This is a genomic window from Parapedobacter luteus (assembly GCF_900168055.1).
Lineage (GTDB): Bacteria > Bacteroidota > Bacteroidia > Sphingobacteriales > Sphingobacteriaceae > Parapedobacter > Parapedobacter luteus.
Map to the genome: position 1 here is coordinate 157,846 of NZ_FUYS01000008.1, position 24,149 is coordinate 181,994.

The window sequence follows — 24,149 nt, forward strand, 5'->3', positions numbered from 1 at the left end:
GCGCTAAAGTAAGCAATTTGCAATCATCATGATTGATTATCACTTTTTTGTTACTTGTGTGCTGGATTTGTTAATGATTTCGTAATATTAGCTGCGTATCACTTCGCGTACCGGAAATAAACCGTAAAGTCCGGCAGCCATTTCTACCGTAAGCTAAAAAAATCGTATTTTCGCCGTCCTTATACGACACCTTGTTACTATGGACTACCATCACCGTACGATTGAGCAGAAGTGGCAACGATTCTGGGCAGATAACCACACCTTCCGTGTGACGAATACATCGGATAAACCCAAATATTATGTACTGGATATGTTCCCTTATCCGTCCGGTGCAGGATTGCATGTGGGGCATCCGCTGGGTTATATTGCGTCGGATATTTTCAGCCGATACAAACGACTGAAAGGATTCAATGTACTCCATCCGATGGGGTACGATTCGTTCGGCCTGCCGGCGGAGCAATACGCCATCCAAACCGGACAGCACCCGGCCGTCACCACTGAGGCTAACATCAAACGTTACCGGGAGCAACTCGATAATATCGGATTCTCCTTTGATTGGGACAGGGAGGTACGGACAAGCGATCCCGCTTTCTATAAATGGACGCAATGGATATTCATGCAGCTTTTTAATGCGTGGTATAACAAAGCCAACGATAAGGCCGAACCCATTGCAACGCTTGTTGCACATTTCGAGTTGCATGGAAGCCGAGGTATACAAGCCGCGTCGGATGATGACGTCCTGTCGTTTACCGCTGCCGAATGGGCCGCGTTTAGCGAGGAGGAGCAACAACGCGAATTACTGAAATACCGGCTGGCCTACCTACGGGAGAGTACCGTCAACTGGTGCGCAGCCTTGGGTACGGTGCTGGCCAACGATGAGGTAATCAACGGCGTTTCCGAACGGGGTGGATACCCGGTGGAGCAGAAGAAAATGATGCAATGGAGCATGCGCATCACCGCCTACGCCGAGCGTCTACTTCGGGGGTTGGAGACCATCGACTGGCCGGAACCCTTGGTGGAGATGCAGCGTAACTGGATAGGTAAAAGTGTTGGTGCAAGCGTACGGTTCGGCGTGCCTGTCCTCGGCGACGGCCGTTATATCGAAGTGTTTACCACGCGAGTCGACACCATTTATGGGGTGAACGCATTGGTGCTCGCTCCTGAGCACGAATTGGTGGAGGCGCTCACCACCGGATCGCAGCAGGCAGAAGTGGAAGCCTACATCGCTCAAACCAAGAAAAAATCCGAGCTCGACCGCATGGCGGATGTAAAAGCCGTATCGGGTGCCTTCACCGGTAGCCATGCCATCCATCCGCTGACGGGTAAAGAAGTTCCGATATGGATAGCGGATTATGTATTAGCCGGTTACGGAACCGGAGCTGTGATGGCTGTGCCATCGGGTGATCAGCGCGACTACCTGTTCGCTACCCATTTCGGGTTGCCCATCATCCCCATTTCGGATGCCCAGCAATTGGATGGACAGGCGGACCCCACCAAAGAAGGACGGTACATCAACTCCGATATTATCAACGGCATGACCTACCGGGAAGCCGTGGATACGCTGATTGAAAAGCTGGAATCGCTGGGGGCGGGAAAGGCTACCATCAACTACCGGATGCGCGATGCCATTTTCGGCCGCCAGCGCTACTGGGGGGAACCTGTGCCAGTATACTTCAAAGGCGGACTGCCCCAGCTTATCGACGACGATGAGTTGCCGCTATTGCTGCCGGACGTGGATAAATACCTGCCCACGGAAACGGGAGAACCCCCGCTGGGCCGTGCCAAAGACTGGAAGTATCGCGGCACGTTTGAATATGAACTCAGCACCATGCCCGGCTGGGCAGGGTCAAGCTGGTATTGGTACCGTTATATGGATGCGCAGAACGAGGCGGTATTTGCTTCTAAAGAAGCTATCGACTACTGGCGCGATGTAGACCTCTATATCGGCGGTTCGGAGCACGCTACAGGCCACTTGCTGTACAGCCGCTTTTGGAACAAGTTTCTGAAAGATATGGGGTATGTACCCGAAGAGGAACCTTTCAAGAAACTCATCAACCAGGGCATGATCCAAGGGCGCAGCAATTTTGTATATCGCGTACTGGATGGGGAGGGCAAGGGAACCAATACCTTTGTTTCCTACGGATTGAAGGACCAATATCGCACGGTGGCGCTGCATGTTGATGTAAACATCGTAACCAACGACGTGCTCAATCTTGATAAATTCCGCCAGTTCCGGCCTGATTTTGCCGATGCCGAATTTATCCTCGAAAACGGCAAATACATCTGTGGCCATGAGGTGGAGAAGATGTCCAAGTCTAAATACAACGTGGTCAATCCCGATGACATCATCGAACAGTACGGCGCTGACACCCTGCGCATGTACGAGATGTTTCTCGGTCCGCTGGAGCAGAGCAAGCCCTGGAATACCAATGGCATTGAAGGGGTTTATAAGTTCCTCCGTAAATTCTGGAAATTATTTCACGACGCTTCGGGCAACTTTGCCGTAAGCGATGAGGCGCCCACCCGGGCCGAGCTGAAGGCTTTGCATAAAATCATCAGGAAGGTGGAAGAAGACATCGAACGGTTTTCGTTCAATACATCGGTATCTTCTTTTATGATTTGCGTCAATGAGCTGACCGACCTGAAATGCAACAAACGGGCCATCCTCCAGGAACTATGCGTGGTGTTGCATCCTTACGCTCCACACATCACCGAAGAGCTGTGGACGCTGCTGGGGCATGAACCCGGTACCCTGTCCTACGCAACGTATCCGGCATTCAACCCCGAATACCTGGTGGAAAGCGAATTTTCATATCCCATTTCTGTCAATGGAAAAACACGGATGAACCTTACGTTGCCGCTTGACATGGAACAGCCGGATGTGGAGAAAGCCGTGCTGGCCAATGAAGATGTGCAACGCTACCTCGAAGGCAAGGCGGTGCGCAAGGTGATTTATGTGAAGGGCCGGATAGTGAATATCGTGGCGGGATAGCCATCAGGCATTATGGAAAAATACAGGTATTTCCAGTTGGTGTGCCATAGCTTTGACCCTATCGCCGGAAAACAGCTTATCGAAGAAACCTTTCCGTTCGCGGGATACTATCAGCAAGTCCATACCGTCGGACTGCGCTAAGCGGAACACGTGTTCAGGGAAATCTTCCTTGACGTCCATGCGGTCAGAGAACGGGGCTGTATTATCCAGCACGCGGCTGATTGCCGTCCGGTCCTGGATGTGTTTGGCCCAATCCGCGAGGTCTTTTTCGTCTTTATTGGCGCCTTTCTCAAACAAATGGATCAATGTCACCTGCTGTGGGGCTTCTCCTATGGTGATAAAAGCTTCGAGGGCCTCGATCTCCGAGGGTTGGAAGTTGGTCAGCAGCCCAACGTTACGCTGCTGGAAGGCTGGCGGGGTTTCGGGTACCGCCAATACCGGTATGGGTGAATTTTTGATGATTTCAAACGTATTGCTGCCTAAGACGGCATGCTTAAGGCCGGATGCGCCCTTGGTACCCATCACAATCAGGTTGTTCTTGGCTTCACGTGCGGTTCGGTAAACCACATCACTCATTACCCCTTGCTTGCAGTCCGTGGTAATCACTGCCCCGGAAAACTCCTCCTCTAAATCGGCAGCTGCAGCGGTCATGTTGCTTTCAGCTTCATTGGCTGCTAACTCCTGCGCCTCGCGGTTTAGCTCTTCACCCCCGAAGGCCGTGGAAAACGGTGTATATAGGTGTAGTAGGTGGATTGACCAACCAAAATGCCGTGCCATCTGAGCAGCATAACGCGCGGCTGCTGCTGCATTGTCTGAAAAATCAGTGGGAACCAAAACGGTCTTGCTCATATTACATACTATTTTCTATCCTATCTAATTCGCGACTTATCTTATAACATCCCTGCATGCGACTTTGTTGGGATAAGCTATTATTTATCGGATGGTGCCCCTAATTGGATAGTCCGTTTGTTTTCAAATTGGGGGAAAACCCTGATAAATCACTTGCGCAGCTACACTATGTTTGCATCAGTTAACCCAAGAGCATTGCGTTATGGATAGCTATCAAGTAATAAGAAAGCAGAGAAAAGGCCCATTACTGAGGATGGCCATCCTGGCCGTGGCTTTCGTTTCCCTGCCCCTTATCCACCTCCACGCCCAGATTTGGAAAGGCATGGGTAAGAAAATAGAGAAAACGGTGGAGCAGCAGGCCAGCAAACGTATTGAACGGAAGATCGACAAAGCTATCGACAAAGGGTTCGACGAAGCGGAGAAGAGCGTTCGGTTTCATATTTGGCTACCATATCCTGTATCGCCCGTTCATTCGCCTCGGTGATATTCTCGCGGTATTGCTCTCTGCTGCCTGTAACCAGCAAACCGGTTCCAGCAGCCTTATCGGTACTGCAACTGCCGATGATTCCATCACAATGGCAGGTTCATAAACAAATGGATCTTAAAGACAGTAAGGCTGCGTTTCAAAGATACATAAGTTTTTCCAATGGTCAACCCATCGCTTTTAATTCTGTTTGCACCTCGTCAAACTGTTCCTGTATCGTTTTATCGGGTTTGCCGCTGATTTTGGAAACGATGACAATAGCCAGGAATGAAAGGATGAAGCCCGGAATCATGGAATACCATGCTTTCAGGGGGTGGTCGATGTAGGTCCATAGCAGCACGGTAAGTCCGCCGACAGCCATGCCGGCTATGGCGCCGTTGCGGGTAGTGCCTCGCCACAGCAGGGAAAGGAGAATCAATGGCCCAAATGCAGACCCGAACCCTGCCCAGGCGTGTCCCACCAAATCCAGGATGGTGTCTTTAGGACTTAATGACAATATTATCGCAACGATGGCGACCACCAAAACCGATAGGCGGCTGACGAGGAGCAACTCCTTTTCGGAAGCTTGCTTCCGGAAGAGCGCCTTATAAAAATCTTCGGTCATCGAACTTGAAGTCACAAGAAGCTGTGAGGATATCGTACTCATCACTGCAGCCAATATTGCTGAGAGGAGGGAGCCGCCAATCAACGGGTGGAACAACACACGCGAGAAGTAAATGAAAATCGTTTCCGGATCAGCAATCGATAGCTGCAATTGTTCCATGTATGCAATGCCGATGAGTCCGATAAGCATCGCGCCACCTACGGTAAAAATCATCCACGAAATGCCGATATGTCTTGCCGCCCGCAATTGTTTCACCTGGTCGATGGCCATGAAACGCACCAGGATATGCGGCTGGCCGAAATAGCCCAACCCCCAGGCCAATAACGAAATAATACCCACGGTGGTCGTGCCCTTGAATAGACTTAAATAGCTGGGGTCTTTTAATCGAATGGTTTCAAACGCTACCCCGATGCCCCCTACCTCAATGATCAGTACGATAGGAATGATGACCAGCGCCAGCACCATGATTGTGCCTTGTACGAAGTCGGTCAGGCTAACTGCCAGAAAGCCGCCCAGAAACGTATAAAGGACAACAACAGCGCTTGTAATGAACAACCCCGTATGATAATCCATGTGAAAAGCCGATTCAAATAGGCGGCCACCGGATACCATACCGGCTGACGTATACAACGTGAAAAATACCAGAATGATAATGGCCGAAATCAACCGCAGTACGCTCGCTGAATCATGAAACCGGTTTTCAAAGTAATCCGGGATCGTAATCGAATTGCCTGCCTTTTCTGTGTATATCCGCAGGGCAGGCGCAACCAGTAGGTAGTTCAGGAACGCACCGATGGTGAGCCCGATGGCGATCCAGCCACTGGATATCCCGGTAGCGAACATGGCTCCCGGTAATCCCATCAATAGCCATCCGCTCATGTCGGAAGCACCTGCGGACAGCGCCGTGACGGCCGGACCGAGCCGGCGGCCGCCCAGTAAAAATTCGTTGACATTGCTGGTGGATTTGCGGTAGGAATAGATGCCAATACCTATCATGAGCAACATGTAGGTACTTATTGCAATCAGTTGGTTGATGTCCATACGTTGTTTGTTGTTGTTTGCATAACTTGGTTTCCGCAAAAGTATCAAAATTTCTTACCTTAGCCACAGTTATTCGCTTTTAGGTATTTATTAACTGGAAAAACCAAAATATCATCCCTATGCATAAAAAAATATACCTTGCCATCGGCGCCTTCCTCGTGTTGGGCTATTCATTGTCGGCGCAGACCAAGCGGCTGGATTTGGAACAATCCCTGGGCCTGAAACCTTCGCTCACCAAATCCATCAATCCGGTAATCGGTTGGGCGGACGCCGAACATTATATCGAATCTGATGGGCAAACCCGGCAACAATACCGGGTGCATATCAAATCCGGCGCACGAAGCCCATATACACCGCCACCCAGCAGCGATGTAGAGGTATATGTCGCGCATAATGATATTTTTATTCGCGAAGGGGCTAATGCCGCGCGGCAACTCACGCATTCGCCGGAAGATGAAGAAAAAAATCCGACGTTATCGCCGGACAATCAGTATGTGGCCTTTACCCGCAACAACGACTTGTATGCGGTACGTGTTTCAGATAGCCGGGAAATCCGCTATACCAACGACGGCACGGATGTGATTTATAACGGATGGGCATCGTGGGTATATTTTGAAGAGATTTTGGGCCGGGCTTCACGTTATAAAGCATTTTGGTGGGCGCCAGATAGCAGGACGTTGGCTTTTATGCGGTTTGATGATACGCAGGTGCCGATGTTTCCGATTTATGCTGCCGAGGGACAGCATGGATACCTTGAGCAGACCCGTTACCCGAAAGCAGGCGACCCCAATCCGGAAGTGCGGGTCGGCTTTGTTCCTGTTGACGGGGGGCGCGTCGTGTGGGCAGACTTCAACGAAAAGGACGATCAGTACTTCGGTGAACCCTATTGGAGCTTCGACAGCAGCAACTTGATGGTGCAGTGGATGAACCGCGACCAGACTAACCTGAAATTCTATCAGGTTGAACCCCTGACGGGAGCCAAACAGGAAATTTACGACGAACATCAGGACGCTTGGATAGACCTTAGTCATAGTGAGCGTATCACCTACCTGAAAGACAACAAGCATTACATCCTCAAAAGTGATAAAACCGGATGGGCACATTATTACCTTTATACCTTGGATGGCACGCTGGTCAATCCCATTACCGAGGGCAAATGGCAAGTGTCTGCTTTGGAGCTTGTCGATGAGAAAAATAAGGTGATTTATTTCACGGCACGGAAGGAACACTCGGCCAGGGTTGATCTTTACCGTGTAGACTACAACGGTAAAAACCTACAGCGGCTCACGTTCGGCGATTACACCCACAACGTAACCGTATCGCCCGACGGCAGGCATTTCATCACCACGTATTCCAATGTGGGCACGCCGCCTAAGGTCGCTTTGCTGGATAACAAAGGCAAGCTCATCAAGCAACTTGCAGACAGTAAAGCCGAAGATTTTGACACCTATCACTATGCTAAAACCGAATTGATCACTATTCCCACGCCGGATGGCTATGAGCTGCCGGCGACGATCACCTGGCCCACGGACTTTGATGAGACTAAGCCGCATCCCGTTATCTTCAGTATTTACGGCGGGCCGGATGCCGGCACGGTGCGTGACACTTGGAAGGGTACGGCCAATCAGCATTGGGCAAATGAAGGGATTATCCAGATCAGCGTAGACCATCGCGCATCCGGCCATTTTGGAAAGGAAGGTGTGGCATTGATGCACCGTAATCTCGGTCATTGGGAAATGGAAGATTACGTTGCCGCCGCCAAATGGCTCAAGAGCAAACCTTGGGTAGCTAAAGATAAATTGCTCATTACCGGCCACAGCTACGGTGGTTACATGACCTGCTTGGCATTGACCAAAGGTGCCGATTATTTCGACTTCGGTATTGCAGGGGCCCCCGTGACGAGCTGGGAACTGTACGATACCCATTATACAGAGCGGTATATGGATACCCCGCAGGATAATCCGGAAGGGTACAAAAATGGCTCGGTACTCACCTATGTAGATAACTACAAAGGTGTGCTCCGAATCCTGCATGGCGATATCGACGACAACGTGCATATGCAGAATACCATGCAATTGGTAGACGCACTGACCAACCGCGACACACCGTTTGAATTGATGATTTATCCCGGTAGCCGGCACGGCTTTGCCCGTGAAAAGTCGGGATATGACCGTAAAGAGCGGTACCGGTTTTATTATCAGTACCTGTTGGAAAAACCGATGCCGGCAGGGTTGAAGTAGGAATCGGGTTCGAATATAGCCTACACAAAATTACCTGTCATTGAGTATTTCAGGCAATGCATGGCTATTGTAACTTTGTTCTATTCGCATCATGTTATCATAGCCGTCAATGAACAAGGGTCTGTCGATTCCGCTATTAGTTTTACTGTATTTTACTGGCTTCACGGTAGCGGTACATGCGGATGATATCAGGCCGGTCATGGTTGATTCGTCTGCCATCTATAGCCTCAATGGCCACATCGGTTATTACGAAGATACGACCTTGGAGGCCACCCCTGAAGACGTACTGGCGATTAAGCGTACAGGAGGGCTTATTCCCATCAATGGCGATGAATATGTCAGCCTGGGCTATACCGATTCGTATTACTGGCTGGTTATCGATCTGAAAAATACACTGGCGGACTACGTGGATTTATTTCTGTCGATTCCCAGTTCGAGCATAAACCTGCTGGAATTATATCAATGGAATGCGGGAAACCGTACGCTCACCTTCGTAAGCCGAACCGGCGATCGGCTGCCCTTCGCCGAGCGGCCGTGGCCCGTCTGGGAATTTCTTTTTCCGATTAGGCTCAATGGCGGCGAAGCCTCCACACTGTTATTCAAGGTCGACAAACGTGGCCAGAATTTCATTATCAAAACACAATTGGGGAGGAGGGAAGCTATTTTACAGCAAGATATTCCGATATATTCCGCCTTCAGTTTTTATGCAGGTATATTCGCATTTGCGCTGCTCTTAAATGTACTCATGTACCTGTCGGTCGGAGACCGCATCCATCTGTATTATTCGCTATATATATGTTGCTCAGTGACCTTGGTGCTTGACGAAGTGGGGTTGACCAAGGAGTGGCTGTTTCAGGACCTTGGCCGGCTTCATGATTATGTAAAAGCCATCAGTGGAACGTTGAGCTGTGCCCTGTTGATCCAGGTGATGCAACTGTTTACCAACCAGACCGCAGCAAACAGCAAACTGTATCATTTCACCAATGGCTATAAATACCTGCTTTGGGTGCTGGGAACGATGCCTTTTTTGGCGCTGCTCTTTCCCATCGACATTCGGGTAGAAAAAGCGATTTTTTATTCGGCCACGATACAGGGTATTGTTTCCATGTTGGTGATCATGGTCTGTGTCATCGATCGGATAAGAAGCGGCTTTGTACTCGGTTATTATTATTTGCTGGCGCTTTTGCCGCTGACAATCGGTGGGATTAACTACGTCTTGCAGGTAATGGGTATCGTAGGAGCACAATTGCTTAAACCCAACGGTGTTGTTGTAGGGTTCGCCGCCGAAGTGGTCATTCTTTCCTTTGCGTTTACCCTGCGTTATAACTTTCTGAAGCGGGAAAAGGCGCAATTGAAAAAAGAAAATGACCGGATCAGGCAACAAGCGGTACAACAAGTTTTTCAAGCGCAGGAGGATGAGCGCGATAGGCTGGCGAAAGATCTCCATGACGATTTGGGCGGCACGCTGTCGGTTATCCGGCTAAAGGTGACCGACTTTCAACAGAAGTTAAATGGGATGCAATTGATAGAACGTGAGGCTTACGACGAGACCGTTCAGCTCATTGCCCGGGCGTGCGATGACCTGCGTGAGATATCGCATAGCCTCAAACCCAAGTTCTTTCTGGAGAATGGGCTTATCGGGACCATCAAGGAGCGCCTTTCCATTCTCAATCGCGTCAGCGCCGTTGGTTTTGAGTTTGTTTATCAATATACGCATCGTCAGGACTACGAAACCGAGCTGTCCATTTATCGCATAGTCAACGAGCTGATCAATAACATCATCAAGCATTCGTGTGCGACACAGGCGACCGTGCAGCTGGTGGAAACGGCGGATATGCTAATTATTACGGTAGAAGACAACGGTATCGGGTTCGATGACCTTTCGACGTCAGCGGGCATTGGTCTCAAAAACGTGTATTCGCGCACGCAGTACCTTGGAGGCCGTTGTCTTATCGATACAAATAAAAACGGGACAACCATTACGATAGAAATACCTTTGCAGGATGATGGAAACCAAAGCACTTGACCAGCAAAAGATCAATCTTTTGCTGGTAGATGATCACCAACTCTTTATTGATGGACTACGTTCCATCCTTGGCAACCACCCACGTTTTTCCGTGTGGCGTACCGCCCGTGATGGGCGGGAAGCACTTCAACTGCTGCAATATCACAAACCTGATGTGGTCGTCATGGACCTGAACATGCCGAGGATCGACGGGCAACAAGCAGCGGCTAAAGCCCTGTCGATGTACCCGCAGCTAAAGATCCTTGTTGTCTCCATGTATTACACGGCTTCCTTGCAAGCTTCCTTGCGAAACATGGGAATCGGGGGCTTTATACCAAAAGATTCGGATGCCACCGTGCTCATACGTGCCATTGAAGCAATATACGAGGGCGGGCGTTATTTTGTAGAACAGCCGGACAATGCCGCCACAGACGATGAGAACAATCAGAAAAGTGTCCGGCAAAAATACAACCTTACCAAGCGGGAGGCGGAAATCATCCGGTTGGTCCGGCAAAATAAGACAACACAGGAAATAGCTGAACAGCTTTTTGTCAGTCCATTTACCATTGAAACGCACCGGAGAAATATCTGCGCCAAACTGGACATTAAAGGGAATAACGGTTTGTTTCTTTTCGCACAGCAACATGTGGATATCTGACGTGCTTTCCCCGTCGCCGGCTGACGGTCGAATTTTCCGTCTGCCGGCACAAACCGGGTGGGAGAGCCGTGGCGAGCCGTAAAAAAAGATGTGTTCTTTTCTTGTAGAAGTGGTTCTTATCACTATATTTGCAGTCCGAAAAACGGGGGTTTAGCTCAGCTGGCTAGAGCGCTTGCATGGCATGCAAGAGGTCACCGGTTCGAATCCGGTATCCTCCACTTAATTATCAGGCACTTATGAATACTCGTAGGTGCTTTTTTAGTGCCCTGTCGGTACCCCTCCAAAGGCAGTTGCTACAACGTTTTTTCAGCATAACATTCCCTTGTCAAGGCGAAGCGTTTGCAAAAGTTGGATTAAACGCAAATAACAAAACTTTTCGTGTGTAGCTTAATCACTACACCCAATACCGTTGTTGGCATGTCCTTTGGATATTAGTTTACTATGAAAAGAAACGAATATACATTGCCAACATTGATCGCATTGCTATTAACTGCGATACTCGTATTTGGATCGTTTGCGGGATAATCGGCTATCTGAAAGTCGACAAGGAGCTTTTCTTCAAGTCTGGTCATGCCCTATTGGTAGGAAACGGATGCACATCGGAATCACATCTGGCACGTAGGCAGGTTTACTTAACATAGGCTAAACATTGATGTCGTATATTTGGTAGGCATAAATAAACTATTAGTGATGAAAGCAGCCCTGCGTTTCCGATATGGACCGCCCAAGAAATTGGTCGTAAAAGAAACAGACCGTCCGGAGCCAAAAAGAGATGAACTATTGATCCGGGTATACGCAACAACCGTCAACCGGACAGATTGCGCAGTGCTCACGGGAAAGCCGTTTGTCATGCGTCTTTTTACCGGGCTCTTTCGCCCCCGTTTTCCTATTCCGGGAACTGATTTCGCTGGCGAGGTGGAAGCGGTCGGTGACGGCGTTAAGGACTTTAAGAAAGGAGACCGGGTATGGGGATTCGATGATAACGGGCTGTCTTCCCAAGCGGAATACATGACCATATCCGAAAAAAAAGCCGTATTGCTTATCCCAAACGGAATTTCATATCGACAGGCGGCCGCCAGCGCGGAAGCTGCCCATTATGCGTATCATTTTATAAAGAAGGTGTCGCTGAAGCCCGGGCAACAGGTACTCCTGAACGGAGCAACGGGAGGTATCGGCTCCGCTACCCTCCAGTTCCTTCGCTATTACGGCATTGATGTCACCGCCGTTTGTGCTACAGACCACATTCCGTTGGTGAAGTCTTTAGGAGCGGTTCGGGTCATTGACTACCTCAAAGAGGATTTTACGGAAGATACGGCACGTTATGACTTGATATTTGATGCGGTCGGCAAAAGTACTTTCTTTAAATGTAAGAAACTACTGAAGGAAAACGGCGTATATCTTTCATCTGAGCTGGGGCCTTATTCGCAGAATATTTTACTGGCTTTGCTTACGCCCATCGCAGGCGGCAAGAAAGTCAAGTTTCCCGTTCCCCTCGATATCAAAGCAAGCTTGAAATTCATCGCACGGCTGACAGAAGAAGGGAAATTCAACCCGGTAATAGACCGCAGTTATCCAATTGACCACATACAGGAGGCGTATACCTATGTAGCAAGCGGACAAAAAATAGGTAACGTCCTTCTTATTCTTTCAGGCGATCAAAAGTAACTGGTTTAGCGGTGACAAAACACGTTTGGCCAATGCCGACGGCGGATGAAAAAAAGTGACAGACTTTCTGTCGCCGGACATGAAAATCAACTGAAAATTGATAAGTTTGCAGCGATGTACAGAAACGCCATCAGTTTTCTTTTTCTTGCGTTGATCTTATATAACGCTACTTCAGCGGTGTGGATCAACGGGGCGTTTCTGCTGAACCGCGATTATGTGGTCGAGAACCTGTGCGAACAGCGGCTTTCCCTGGATAATGAGTGCCAAGGACAATGCGTGTTGATGAAAAAGTTGAAGGAGAGCCAGGAAAGAGACAGCGAGCATTCGACCACTAAAATGCAGGAGCTGCAGCTGGTGTTTACCCAAAATACCTGGTTATTCAGCCTGAGCGCGGCCGTTGGCGTTCGGACTCGGATGCCCATACCCGCTGACCAGGGGCAGCGTACCGATAGCTTTACCCTTGCTATCTTCCGCCCTCCCATTTCCTAATGACACCGGCGACGCGCCTTCAGGCGCCTTTCCCGCCGGACAAAACGCTTTTATTGCTTAGTTAATATCGGTATTGGACTGAACGTGCCAATGCCCGATCATGTATTTACAAATTATCGAATTATTGCATTAACGTGAAAACCAAAGAACTTGTCATTGGATTATTGAGTTATTTATGTTGCGTTCCCATGTTGTTCGGACAGGTAAAGGGCCGGGTCACCGATGCCGCGACCGGAACCCCGGTCGGTAATGCAACGGTATCGGTTGCCGATTCGGTCCGTGTATTATCCGACGGAACGGGTTATTTCGGTTTTGAGTCTTCTCAGGAAATGGGAGAGTTAACCGTTACCTGCATCGGCTACGAGCCCATCACCGTTCCATATTCCGCCGGTCAATTCCTGCAGGTGAAGGTCCGGCCGTCGGGCACCATATTGAGCGAGGTGATGGTGACCGGATACCAGACAGGCCGGAAGCTGATCGAGAATGCCGGAGGCATTTCCGTACTGAATGCCGAAGATATCGCCCGCCAATCGCAGGTAGATATCCTGCCTGCATTAAACACGATACCGGGCTTGAAAATGGAGGCCTATAATTTCGGCGACTATCGGATGTCCATCCGGGGTAGCCTGCTTCGTTCGCCGTGGAGCGTGCGGAACGTAAAGATGTACTGGAACGATATCCCCATGACCACGGCAGCCGGCGGCAACCCGATTACGCTGGTGGATGCAGCCTCACTCGGCAGTGTCGAAGTGTTGAAAGGTCCCGCTGCCAGTATGTATGGCGCCGGCACGGGCGGTGTGCTGATTTTCCGGAGTAAACGGGCTGCCGTGGGGCAACGCAGTGTGGGCACGGCGTTCACCGCCGGTTCGTACGGGCTCTACCGCGCGACGGCCTCTGCAAACATCTCGACGGATAATGGCAGCCTCGTGGCCAACTACATCAACCAGCATAGCGATGGCTACCGGCCGCAACAGGCGTTCGACCAACGGGCAATCAACGTGATGGGACATTTCACGCCGAACAGCAAACAGACCCTGGCTTTCTTTATGCTCCACAATAGGACCGGAAGCCAGATCGCCGGGGGGCTGACACGCGAACAGGTAGCCGAAAATCCGCGGCAGGCGGCATCGGAGTTCAACATCCTGCACAATACTTCGATGAACAGCACAAACACGAATGTCGGCGTGTCGCACAAGTATACATGGAGCTCCAGTTTTGAAAATGTAACGTCCGTGTTTACCAACTACCAGTTTGTTGACCATCCGTTCGGAAGCGGACCTTCCTACAACGGGTACCTGCGTGAAAACACGTTCGGCTACGGGGCACGTACGCAGTTCAATTACCGGGCTCAACTGGGACGGACGATCTCAGGCCGGTTTGCCTTCGGTGCCGAGGCACAGCGATCGTTCATCAGCCCGAAGTATTACGAAAACCTCGAAGGTGGGGCGCCCGGCGAGCTATACAATGACAATGAAGTCGTCGCCCTCGGGCACATGTATTTCGCACAGGCCGAACTTGACATTGCCGAGCGATTGCTGATTACGCTTGGTGCGGGCCTGAATGCCCTTTCCTATGACGTGACCGACCTGTTCAAAACAGGGGATGCCAATGCCAGCGGCAAGCGTACATTCGATCCGGTATTTTCCCCGAGATTAGCAGCGGTATACCGTATCGGGGAACACGTTGGTGCCCACGCCAGTATCAGTTATGGGTTTGCCCAGCCCGACAATTCCGAGATTTTCAATCCCGGCGGCGTCATCAACGACATCCGCCCGGAGAAAGGCATCAACTATGAGGCCGGGATCAGGGGCACCCTTGCCAGAGGCCGGTTTGGGTTCGATATCACCGCATACAGCCTGCAGCTGACCGACGAGATCGTTTCCAGGCGCGACGAAAGCTGGCAGACCTTCTACAGCAATGCCGGGAAAACCTCGCACCGCGGCGTTGAGGCAGCCTTTTACTATGATTGGCTGCTCGGCCTCAATCCGGTTATTTCCCGGATCCGTCCGTGGGCAAATTTCACCTATAATGATTTCCGGTTCGTTGAATACCTGTCCAACAGCATTGACGTGGCGGGCAATGACATTCCCGGGATATCGCCCGTGGTATTTGCCGGGGGCGTGGACGTGCGTGGCACGGCCGGTCTGTATGTCAATCTGGTTGCCTACCGCTATGGACGAATTTTCCTGAATGATACAAACGAGGACACCATGGCCGCGTATTGGCTTTTGAACGGCAAAGTAGGCTATGCGTTCCGGATATCCCGCCGGTGGCTGTTGGACGCGCATGCCGGGATCGAGAATGCAGGAAATGCCGTGTACACTTCGCTTCCCAACCTGAATGCCACGGGACCGCATCCGGCTTATTTCAATGTTTCGCCGGGAAGGACGTTCCACGGAGGTTTATCCATCAACTACAGTTTTTAATCGCATATTATGAAAACACGTGCCATATATCTCATCCCTGCTGCCCTTATCCTGTTCCACACATGCACGAGCCAACAGAAGAAAGAATCGCTGGCCACGGTGCTATCCCAACAGGAAGGGTGGGCCAAGACCGTATACCTTACCCAGGATTTTTCCGGGCTGCCTGTATTGGCGTGGACGGAGGCTGATGGCGCCGGGAGTACTTCGACGCTCTATTTTTCCGGATGGGATACAGTGAACAGGAGATTCAGCGAGCGCATCCGTGTACCTGCCAATCCGGCCCTTGTAGCCCATGCCGAAGGAATGCCCAAGATCGTGTTTTCCACGGACGGCGCCATCTACGCGGTTTATGCGGTACGGATTGAAAGCCGGCACAATCCTTATGCGGCACGGATTGAATACCTTGTTTCCCGCGATGGAGGCGATAGCTGGACCGATTCCGGTACCGTTCACCGCGACAGCACACAGGAGGCCGGCCATGATTTCTTCGATGCCATTGCATTGCAGGATGGCCGCATCGGTGTAAGCTGGCTGGACAAGTCCTACGAAAAAGGCGGAAGACCTGTCCACTTTGCCGTTACGGACCATTCAGGCCGTTTCACACACGAGACGGTGGTGGATGATTTTGCCTGCGAATGTTGCCGCACAGCGCTGTACGAGCGTGATGGGGTCATTGCGTTGTTGTACCGGGATATTAAGCAGACTGCATCCGGTACGGTCAGGGATATCCATTACAGCATCTCGGAAGACAGTGGCCGATCGTTCCGTGAAGGAAGTGTATACAGCAAGGATGAATGGCGGGTGGACGGCTGTCCGCACAACGGCCCGGATGTGGTTACCCAAAAGGACTCGTTGTTCGCCACATGGTTTACGGCTGGCCGCAACAAAGGGCTTTTTTACGGCGAGCTCGATTATGCTACCGGAATGATCAAGCGGCAACTACTGGACTCGGAAGGACAGTTCGCACAATTGGCCCTGCTGGCGGATGGTAGGCGGATCGCCGTATACAATGCCCATCGCGCTGCGGATGGGGATGCGAGGCAGCCCGTTTTTGCGCGAACGTTTCCTGACGGAGAAACCCTATCCGTCTCCGGTGCCGATGACACCACCGATTCCCCGGTTGTCATCGGATTGCCGGATGGCTCGGCAATCGCCGCGTGGATATCTCGGGACGGCGCTCCCGCCCGGGTAAAATATAAGTACATGGACTTCCCGGCAGATTGAAGGTTTATTCCGAAAGCCGGGAAGACAGCATCCAAGGATCATGCTGATGAAAATGTGCTGAACGAAGATTGCCTTCCTTTTGAACTTCGTAGTCCGATATCAACCGATCATAAAGGTCTTTCTGCATTTTCGCTTGCCGCGGTCGAAAAGCTGCATATCCAAAAAGTGCTTAATTATACACAGGGCAACAAAGCTGAGGCTGCCCGGCTGTTGGAAATCGGGATAGCGACTTTGTACAGGAAAATTGAGGAATACAAGATAAAATAAATTAATAGAAAGAACAAGTCTCGCTGAGGCCTGTTAGATGGACAGGGACGTGATAGGGCATACACCAAACGTTCTGGCGGTTTGAGAAATGGCTTACCGGATACGAATTACTGCAATTTTGAACTTCGCTAATAGCTTTTGAAGCGTTATCTTCAGGAGATGCAAAAATTTCCACCTTTTTGGGTTTGCCTCCTTGTAGTGGAGTATGTTTCCATCATTGCCCTGCCGCCACGCCCCTGCTTCATGATGGATGCTGTAAACACACGTCATCGGATGATATTGGGGAGAATCGAAATAATAGGAAGGGTACACCCGTATCCCTTCCCTCAATAGCTGTTCCTCATCGCGGAAGCCATCATCGTCATAGCCATAATTGAGGGCAACGGTGGCCATCACTTCCGGAATGATGGTCATATCATATTGAAACTCGATAGGGAATTTCGTGCTCCTGGTACGGATAAAGTGCCGTTCGGTATAAAACTCCAAACAGTCCTTAAGGAAAGGATGGCCTTTTTCGGCGCCAAAGCAATGGGCCGTCAACCAATGGAACTTCCTTCCGTGCCCTTTGGCGCCGGCTTCATTTGCGATAAACATGCGATTGTCCAATACCGGGTCAAAAGGCTTAAACACCTCGATGTCCGTATCAAACCAAATCCCCCCATGATGATAAACCGCATAAAGGCGTAAAAAATCGGACGCAAAAGCCCATTTTCGCACACTTACCGCTTCATTCGCAAACGTGTTGTTGATTTCGGCCAGCATTTTGCCGTCCCACAGCACATATTCATATTCGGGCATGAGTTTTTTCCATGTTGCCATAATGGTTTGAATACTGGGCGGGATTGGATCGTTGCTAAACCATGAGTAGTGTATTGTTTTTGGAATCATGGTAGATTTATTTAGTATCTGGATAATGTTATTCGTAGTCTATCATCATTTTATCGTCAGTTCTTATGAATGGCCCACGGCAGAACCGCTACCTAACCCCATGCGTTAAATCCGGTATTTCCCTGCTTTAATGGACAAATGTTGCGGCAGCCCGCGCCCAGTATTTATCGTCAAGCAGTTCTGATTCATCTGGATATAAAGGAGAACCAAATTGGTTTGGGAATTGTTTTTCACGATTTAGTACCCAGTATTTGGGCGTCGTTGACCGGACGCACGTATCGGTGGGGAAGAACATATAGCTATTTTTAATTAACAAAACTTTATCCCACCTTTGTATACGTTTTTCACAATGAGATGATTCAATTCCTAAAGGACAGCACATTTGCTGTAAACGACGTTATCAACCGATCGTGGGACCTGCTTAAGCAGCATTATTTTTCGATTGCCGGCCTGTGTTTCCTGCTGTTTTTGACGTCCAACACGTCCGGTATCCTGGCGTTTTATTTTAGCGAAGTAAGCACATCCCTCAGCGTGTTTATGGCGTTCCTTTTTGTTATCCTTTATTTCGGTACGCAGCTTACGCTTTTTAAATACATTGTTACGCTGATTGATAGAAAGGAGAAAATCAATCTTGCCGATACCATACCGAGCACGAGGGAGCTGATCTATTTTTTTACCGGCATGTTTACCATCACGCTGCTCGCGTTGCTGCTGTATCTTTTGGTTTCCGTGGTAGCATTTCCGCTGGTTTATGCACGGATCCCGGTGTCATCGATGGTCAATACCGCCCGTGTGATTGCAGCCATTGTGATCTTTGTCTTCCTGCTGCGCGTAGCCTTTTATCCGTTTTTCATCATTGAACGGCATGCGGGACCATTCCGGTCGCTGCGCCTCAGTTTGGCACTCACCAAAGGAAATGTGACTAAACTATTGCTCATCTTAGCTTTTTTTGCCATTTTGCACCTCTTATATTTGTATTTCAATTATGCGGGGTATCCCATGGTGTCCACGGCATTGAGCTTGGTGAATTCATTTCTGGTCGGGCCGCTGTCAAGCGTAGTGATTGCGATGGCTTATCGCAATATGATGGCCGACTACCAGGGAGGGGATGACCCAAAGGTGATAAAGAATATTATTTAAGTCGGGAGCCGGGAGTCCGAAATTGTCAGTCTTAAGTTGTAAGAACATTTTGAGCAAAAAACGAATAGCGTTATTGGGTGCCACAGGGAGTATCGGAACGCAGGCGTTGGAAGTGGTACAGGCCTATCCCGAACGATTTGATATACAGGTGCTCACCGCTGCTACCAATGCCGAGTTGCTGGTTCAGCAGGCGCGGACGTTCCGCCCACGGGTGGTGGTCATAGCTGATGAAAGCAAGTACCTTGGTGTGAAAAATGCCCTGCGGGATATTCCGGTCACCGTCTTGGCCGGAGAGGCAGCGTTGGAGGAAGTGGTCCGGGATGGTGCAATAGATCTGGTGATCAGTGCTTTAGTGGGTTCGGCAGGGCTGCGGCCTACCGTAGCCGCCATCAGGGCTGGCAAGGACATCGCGCTGGCCAACAAGGAAACGCTGGTGGTGGCAGGCCAGTTGGTCATGGAGCTCGTGCAAAAACATGGTGTAAACCTCTTGCCGGTAGATTCCGAGCATTCGGCTATCTTTCAGTGCATGGTGGGGGAAGCAGGCGCCACGGTCGACAAAATATACCTCACGGCATCGGGCGGGCCCTTCAGGGGCAAGAACCGCGAATACCTTACTTCGGTGAGTTGTGAGCAGGCGCTTCGCCATCCCAATTGGGTAATGGGCGCTAAAATCACCATAGACTCGGCGACATTGATGAATAAAGGGCTGGAAGTCATTGAGGCAAAATGGCTGTTTGGCTTACAGGCACGACAAATTGACGTGGTGGTGCACCCGCAGTCCATTGTCCACTCGTTGGTGCAATTTGCTGATGGGAGCATCAAAGCGCAGCTCGGTTTGCCGGATATGAAACTGCCTATTCAATATGCGCTTACGTATCCCGATAGGGTGGAAAACAACTTCAAACGCTTTAATTTTGTGGATTTCCCTGAATTGACCTTCGAGCGGCCGGATACCGTCGCTTTCCGCAATTTGGCATTGGCCTATCAGGCCATGGAAGCCGGAGGCAACATGCCCTGCATATTGAACGCTGCCAATGAAGTGGTGGTGGCAGCATTTTTGAAAGGCAATGTGGGATTTTTGCAGATGAGCGATATCATTGAAGAAACGATGCAGCGGGCCGTGCACATGGCTGCAGCTACGTTGGATGACTATATGGAGACCGACCGGAAAAGCCGGGAAATCGCCGTGGAGCTCGTAACAAAAGCTAAAAATTTATATCATATAGCAAAGTAAATTAAATGGGTGTATTGGTAATGATTGGGCAGGTATTGTTAGGCTTGTCCATATTGGTTGTGTTGCACGAATTTGGCCACTTTCTGGCCGCCCGTGCGTTTGGTATTAAGGTCGAGAAATTTTATTTGTTCTTTGATGCATGGGGCATCAAGTTATTCAAATTCACGTATAAAGATGTGGAGTACGGCATTGGTTGGCTCCCGTTGGGCGGGTACGTCAAGATTGCTGGTATGATAGACGAATCCATGGATACGGAGCAACTAAAAGCTGATCCGCAGCCTTGGGAGTTCCGTTCCAAGCCGGCTTGGCAGCGCCTTATCGTGATGTTGGGCGGTATTATCGTCAACATTATCCTTGGGATGTTTATCTTCTGGATGCTGACCTTTAAATATGGTGAAACGTATATCGACAATACGAAGTTGGCCAATGGCGTGACACCGGGTATCATCGGCAAGAAGATTGGACTGCAACCTGGCGACCGGATTACGGAGATTGACGGACAGCCCGTGCTTCGGTTTGACGAGCTGCTGGGTTCAAAGGTATTGATGGGCAACACGTCGCTGACCGTGGAGCGGGGCGATAAGACACTGACCATCGCCGTACCGGGCGATATCCTGAATGACGTGGCGGATTATGACCGCAATGAATTTGTGGGGCTTCGCTCGCGTACCATGGCCGTGGATTCGGTGATTGCAGGCAGTGCAGCAGAAAAGGCGGGTGTACGTTCTGGTGACAGTATTTTGGCCGTCAATGGCCAGCCTACGCCGTTTTGGGATCAGGTGCGCGAGGCTGTAAGCAGCCATGCCGGCGGCGCTGTATCGCTGGCGGTGCTCCGCGGCGCTGATACCGCGCTCATTGAGGCCACGGTACCCCAAGATGGTGCCTTAGGGTTTTTCATCCGTCCGGATACCGATTTCCCCTCCGTGACTACGCATTACGGGTTTTTCGAATCGTTGCCCGTGGGCGCATCGAAAGCCTGGGCGATGTTTGTCGATAATGCCAAGGGGATAGGCAAAATCGCGAAGGGGGAGCTGCGTGCTGATAAAGCCATTTCAGGCCCTGTCGCCATTGCGACGATGTTTGGCTCAGAGGTCAATTGGCTTAAGTTTTGGACGCTGGTGGGGCTGCTCTCGATGGCATTGGCGCTGATGAACTTGTTGCCTATCCCGGCGTTGGACGGCGGACATGTACTGTTCCTGCTGATCGAAATGATCCAAGGCAAACCGCTAAGTGATAAGTTTCTCGAAAAGGCTCAGATTGCCGGCTTTTTCATTCTCTTGGCATTGATGGTGTTTGTCTTCGGCAACGACATTATGAAGATTGTGAATAAATGATAAACGGCAGCAGGCAATAAGCAGTAGGCTGTATGCGTTAGGCTTATTGCCTATCGGTTAAAAGCAATAAATAATCAATAATTATGGAAAGACGTCATTTCATCAAACGAGCCGGGGCGGCGGTTGCCCTGGCCGGCGTGGGCGGCGGCGTATTGGCTGCATGCAGTCCGCCGGCTTCCAATCAGGAGAACAGTCAAACCAGTGAAACCCAAGAAACCTCACCAAGCATGCAAAACAACGAAGTAATCGCACACTATGTGCTTTTCTGGCTCAACGATGGCCTATCTGAACAGGAAGTCAATGACTTTACCGGATTCTTCGAAGAGTTGAAGACGATCCCCGGCATCAAATCCCTGCACTATGGACGTGCAGCTGCTACCCATCAACGCGACGTGGTAGACAACAGCTTCACCTATAACTTATTGGTGTATTTCGATTCAATGGATGAAATTAACGTCTATGAGACACATCCGATCCACCTGGCGGCCATCGAGAAGTACTCCAAGTTCTGGAATAAAGTGGTTGTACACGACTCCGTGCTGAAGCAAGCGGTTGTTTGAGGCATGGACGGGAAAAGCCGGAAAGATATTTACCCGGGTCTGGAGGTTGCTATCATCCTTAAGAAGGACCAACGTACGGGGAAGCTTACCGAGGGGGTGGTCAAGGACATCCTTACCTCGGCGGCTTTCCATTCCCGCGGCATCAAAGTGCGGCTTGAAGATGGGCAGGTCGGCCGCGTAGCGGAGATATTAGGGTAATGGCCTAACGCAACTGATGCGATAATCCCCGCTTTTGCATCAGTTGCGTACGTTTCTTACGAGGGTCACAAAACCTTTGAACGTCTGCCATTGGCCGGAATGAAGCCGGAGCTCCAAGACATAGTAATACGTTCCCTCATGCAGGTTGCCCCCGTCCCAGTTGTTTTGATAGCTGGTGGATTTATACACCTCATTGCCCCAGCGGTTGAAGACAACGAGACGGTGTGCGCTGAAATGCGCCAATCCCTGGATTTCAAGGTAATCGTTTAGACCGTCTCCATTCGGCGTAAAGGTGTTTGGAACCTGCAAGGGAATGATGGCCACCGAAACGGACGTTTCATTGTCAGCGGGGTTGTGTTCAATGTGGCCGTGCGAAATACCAGACCACATCGTTGCCTCGCCCTCGCTTTCTGCGCGTACCTGGATGCTTAGGCTGGCAGACCCGCCGCCCGGGATATCGCCGGGGTGCCAGCGCAGTTCGCGTGTCGCGGGATTGTACGTGGCCGGTCCGGTAGGCGTTATTTCGGTGGCGGTTATCGCCCCCGGCCGGTTGGTCGCCGGGTTGGCCGGATTCGGTGTTACTTGGACAACAGATACGTTATCGGGCAAAATCGATCGAACTTCCACATTCACGGCAAGATTTTCGCTGTTGTTTACCACGAACAACTGATAGTTGAATAAGCTCCCTATAACCACGGTTTGCTGATCCGCTGTGCCTTGGATAGCCATGTCTACCGCGATTGGTGCGGTCTCAGGGTCTACAATGACCTCTACGGGAGCAGAAGGTTCCGAATGGCAGTGTATTCCCAACGCCATGACCGTATAAGTGCCTGCTTCGGTTACCGTAAGCCGTTGGTTGTGGTAGCCATCGATCGGATCACCATTTTTAAACCACAGGTACGAAAGCACGTTGGCCGCATCTGCCCGCAGTGTGATTGCACTGCCTTGAACGATACGCACAGATTGGGCCTGTGCCCAGCCGTAAATGCTGGACGCGCAGCCGAGCAACATGAGAATCAATGCGCGCTTATTCATCTCCATGCAGGATTGACCACCATGCTAATGGACCACAACGGAAGCCTACGGGCGTGTCCGCATGCGGGTTATTCATCTCCGCCTGTCGGGCCTTCCGGGGTCTGGCCCGCAGCGCCTTCGATAGTAATGGTTGGTGCGCCGGGTTGTGCAGTAACCGCCACCGTCGCGTCAAAGTCTGCCGAGCAATACCGCAGTCCGGCTACCAGGTATCCCGCCCGCAGCCGGTACGTGGTCGTCGTGCCAGGCGCGATGTCCGCACTTGGTTCATACGTCGCGTTCGTGGCACCAGGTATCGGTGTTTCAGTGCCTGTGCCACCATCGGCTACGGTATACCATTGATAGCTGAATGTATCGTATGGGTCGGCAGACGTCACTGTGCCCGTGAATGCCTGGCTGCCGACGTCTTCGATACAGTAATCGGTGGCGGTAAACGATACGCTCAGCGGAGCGAACACATAAACCGCAATTTCTTGCATTTCCGATTCGCAGACCTCAGGATTGGTGGTGTCGCCAATGGTAGATACATAGTAATAGCCGGTTTGGAGATCGGCTGCCGGGATGGTGGTACCGTCAGTCAACGCCAAGGTCGTCGTTGGTGTTTCGGTTGATGTGGCACTGTAGCGTACCATCCATTGCTGGCCGGCGCCGGGCGTAGGCAGGGTCATCGGCATGCCGCTGCAGAATAACGTCACGCCGGGCATGGTCGGCGTTACCTGTGCCACCGCGGCCCTATTGAGCAGAAACACGAGCGTTGCGGTTGCGATCACGGAGCATTTAATCATTGTTGTTTTCATCATGTATTGATTTTAGTTAGTT

General features: G+C 50.7%; 20 protein-coding genes and 1 tRNA gene. 15 read left to right on the plus strand and 6 right to left on the minus strand.

The genetic code is table 11. The features are described from left to right. The first annotated feature begins 199 nt into the window (after positions 1 to 199). Positions 200 to 2,992 (plus strand): leucine--tRNA ligase, encoded by a 2,793-nt coding sequence (gene leuS, locus B5X72_RS15390; protein WP_079717800.1) that lies wholly within the window; start codon positions 200 to 202, stop codon positions 2,990 to 2,992. Between the two features lie 3 nt (positions 2,993 to 2,995). Here the strand turns inward: leuS and B5X72_RS15395 are convergent, their stop codons facing one another. The 3 genes from B5X72_RS15395 to putP form a co-directional block, all read right to left on the minus strand. Further along, positions 2,996 to 3,841, minus strand: coding sequence for a universal stress protein (locus B5X72_RS15395; protein ID WP_079717801.1), 846 nt, complete (start codon positions 3,839 to 3,841; stop codon positions 2,996 to 2,998). Positions 3,842 to 4,085: 244 nt separating this feature from the next. Beyond that, on the minus strand, positions 4,086 to 4,280 hold the full coding sequence (locus B5X72_RS20630; protein ID WP_139378723.1) for a hypothetical protein: 195 nt from the start codon (positions 4,278 to 4,280) through the stop codon (positions 4,086 to 4,088). Positions 4,281 to 4,491: 211 nt separating this feature from the next. Then, a complete protein-coding gene (putP, locus tag B5X72_RS15405; protein WP_079717850.1) occupies positions 4,492 to 5,970 on the minus strand; it encodes a sodium/proline symporter PutP in 1,479 nt (492 codons plus the stop codon). Positions 5,971 to 6,089: 119 nt separating this feature from the next. On the opposite strand from putP, the gene B5X72_RS15410 reads away from it, so the two are divergent. The 9 genes from B5X72_RS15410 (at position 6,090) to B5X72_RS21205 (ending at position 16,944) form a co-directional block, all read left to right on the plus strand. Next, entirely contained in the window at positions 6,090 to 8,210 is a 2,121-nt protein-coding gene (locus B5X72_RS15410; protein WP_079717803.1) for a S9 family peptidase, read from the plus strand. A 109-nt stretch (positions 8,211 to 8,319) separates the two neighbouring features. After that, positions 8,320 to 10,236: a sensor histidine kinase gene (locus tag B5X72_RS15415; protein ID WP_079717804.1), complete on the plus strand. Its 1,917-nt coding sequence runs from the start codon at positions 8,320 to 8,322 to the stop codon at positions 10,234 to 10,236. Beyond that, positions 10,214 to 10,873, plus strand: coding sequence for a response regulator transcription factor (locus tag B5X72_RS15420; protein ID WP_079717805.1), 660 nt, complete (start codon positions 10,214 to 10,216; stop codon positions 10,871 to 10,873). The genes B5X72_RS15415 and B5X72_RS15420 overlap by 23 nt, the downstream gene beginning before the upstream one ends. Before the next feature lie 144 nt (positions 10,874 to 11,017). After that, positions 11,018 to 11,091, plus strand: a tRNA-Ala gene (locus B5X72_RS15425). A 472-nt stretch (positions 11,092 to 11,563) separates the two neighbouring features. Then, entirely contained in the window at positions 11,564 to 12,538 is a 975-nt protein-coding gene (locus tag B5X72_RS15430; protein WP_079717806.1) for an NAD(P)-dependent alcohol dehydrogenase, read from the plus strand. A gap of 45 nt (positions 12,539 to 12,583) precedes the next feature. After that, positions 12,584 to 13,027 (plus strand): hypothetical protein, encoded by a 444-nt coding sequence (locus B5X72_RS15435; RefSeq protein ID WP_079717807.1) that lies wholly within the window; start codon positions 12,584 to 12,586, stop codon positions 13,025 to 13,027. Positions 13,028 to 13,161: 134 nt separating this feature from the next. Then, positions 13,162 to 15,453, plus strand: coding sequence for a TonB-dependent receptor domain-containing protein (locus tag B5X72_RS15440; RefSeq protein WP_139378724.1), 2,292 nt, complete (start codon positions 13,162 to 13,164; stop codon positions 15,451 to 15,453). Between the two features lie 9 nt (positions 15,454 to 15,462). Then, positions 15,463 to 16,677: an exo-alpha-sialidase gene (locus tag B5X72_RS15445; RefSeq protein ID WP_079717809.1), complete on the plus strand. Its 1,215-nt coding sequence runs from the start codon at positions 15,463 to 15,465 to the stop codon at positions 16,675 to 16,677. Positions 16,678 to 16,731: 54 nt separating this feature from the next. Then, entirely contained in the window at positions 16,732 to 16,944 is a 213-nt protein-coding gene (locus B5X72_RS21205) for a helix-turn-helix domain-containing protein (protein WP_394332957.1), read from the plus strand. A 93-nt stretch (positions 16,945 to 17,037) separates the two neighbouring features. Here B5X72_RS21205 and B5X72_RS15455 read toward each other — a convergent pair whose 3' ends face one another. After that, positions 17,038 to 17,832, minus strand: coding sequence for a glycosyltransferase family 32 protein (locus B5X72_RS15455; RefSeq protein WP_079717811.1), 795 nt, complete (start codon positions 17,830 to 17,832; stop codon positions 17,038 to 17,040). Positions 17,833 to 18,186: 354 nt separating this feature from the next. Between B5X72_RS15455 and B5X72_RS15460 the strand changes: the two genes are divergently transcribed. The 5 genes from B5X72_RS15460 to B5X72_RS15480 all read left to right on the plus strand — a co-directional run bounded on the left by B5X72_RS15460 (position 18,187) and on the right by B5X72_RS15480 (position 22,298). Beyond that, positions 18,187 to 18,972 (plus strand): beta-carotene 15,15'-monooxygenase, encoded by a 786-nt coding sequence (locus B5X72_RS15460; RefSeq protein ID WP_079717812.1) that lies wholly within the window; start codon positions 18,187 to 18,189, stop codon positions 18,970 to 18,972. 49 nt (positions 18,973 to 19,021) lie between these two features. Further along, the gene (locus B5X72_RS15465) at positions 19,022 to 20,206 is read left to right on the plus strand and encodes a 1-deoxy-D-xylulose-5-phosphate reductoisomerase (RefSeq protein ID WP_079717813.1); all 1,185 of its coding nucleotides are present in this window, start codon (positions 19,022 to 19,024) and stop codon (positions 20,204 to 20,206) included. Between the two features lie 5 nt (positions 20,207 to 20,211). Next, entirely contained in the window at positions 20,212 to 21,540 is a 1,329-nt protein-coding gene (rseP, locus tag B5X72_RS15470) for an RIP metalloprotease RseP (RefSeq protein ID WP_079717814.1), read from the plus strand. Between the two features lie 83 nt (positions 21,541 to 21,623). Beyond that, positions 21,624 to 22,100, plus strand: coding sequence for a Dabb family protein (locus tag B5X72_RS15475; RefSeq protein ID WP_079717815.1), 477 nt, complete (start codon positions 21,624 to 21,626; stop codon positions 22,098 to 22,100). A 3-nt stretch (positions 22,101 to 22,103) separates the two neighbouring features. Then, positions 22,104 to 22,298 carry a YwbE family protein gene (locus tag B5X72_RS15480; RefSeq protein ID WP_079717816.1) on the plus strand — a complete coding sequence of 65 codons (195 nt, stop codon included), beginning with the start codon at positions 22,104 to 22,106 and terminating at the stop codon, positions 22,296 to 22,298. A 39-nt stretch (positions 22,299 to 22,337) separates the two neighbouring features. Here B5X72_RS15480 and B5X72_RS15485 read toward each other — a convergent pair whose 3' ends face one another. Further along, positions 22,338 to 23,333, minus strand: coding sequence for a T9SS type B sorting domain-containing protein (locus B5X72_RS15485; RefSeq protein ID WP_176146233.1), 996 nt, complete (start codon positions 23,331 to 23,333; stop codon positions 22,338 to 22,340). A gap of 68 nt (positions 23,334 to 23,401) precedes the next feature. Next, positions 23,402 to 24,130, minus strand: coding sequence for a hypothetical protein (locus B5X72_RS15490; RefSeq protein ID WP_139378725.1), 729 nt, complete (start codon positions 24,128 to 24,130; stop codon positions 23,402 to 23,404). Positions 24,131 to 24,149: the final 19 nt, after the last annotated feature.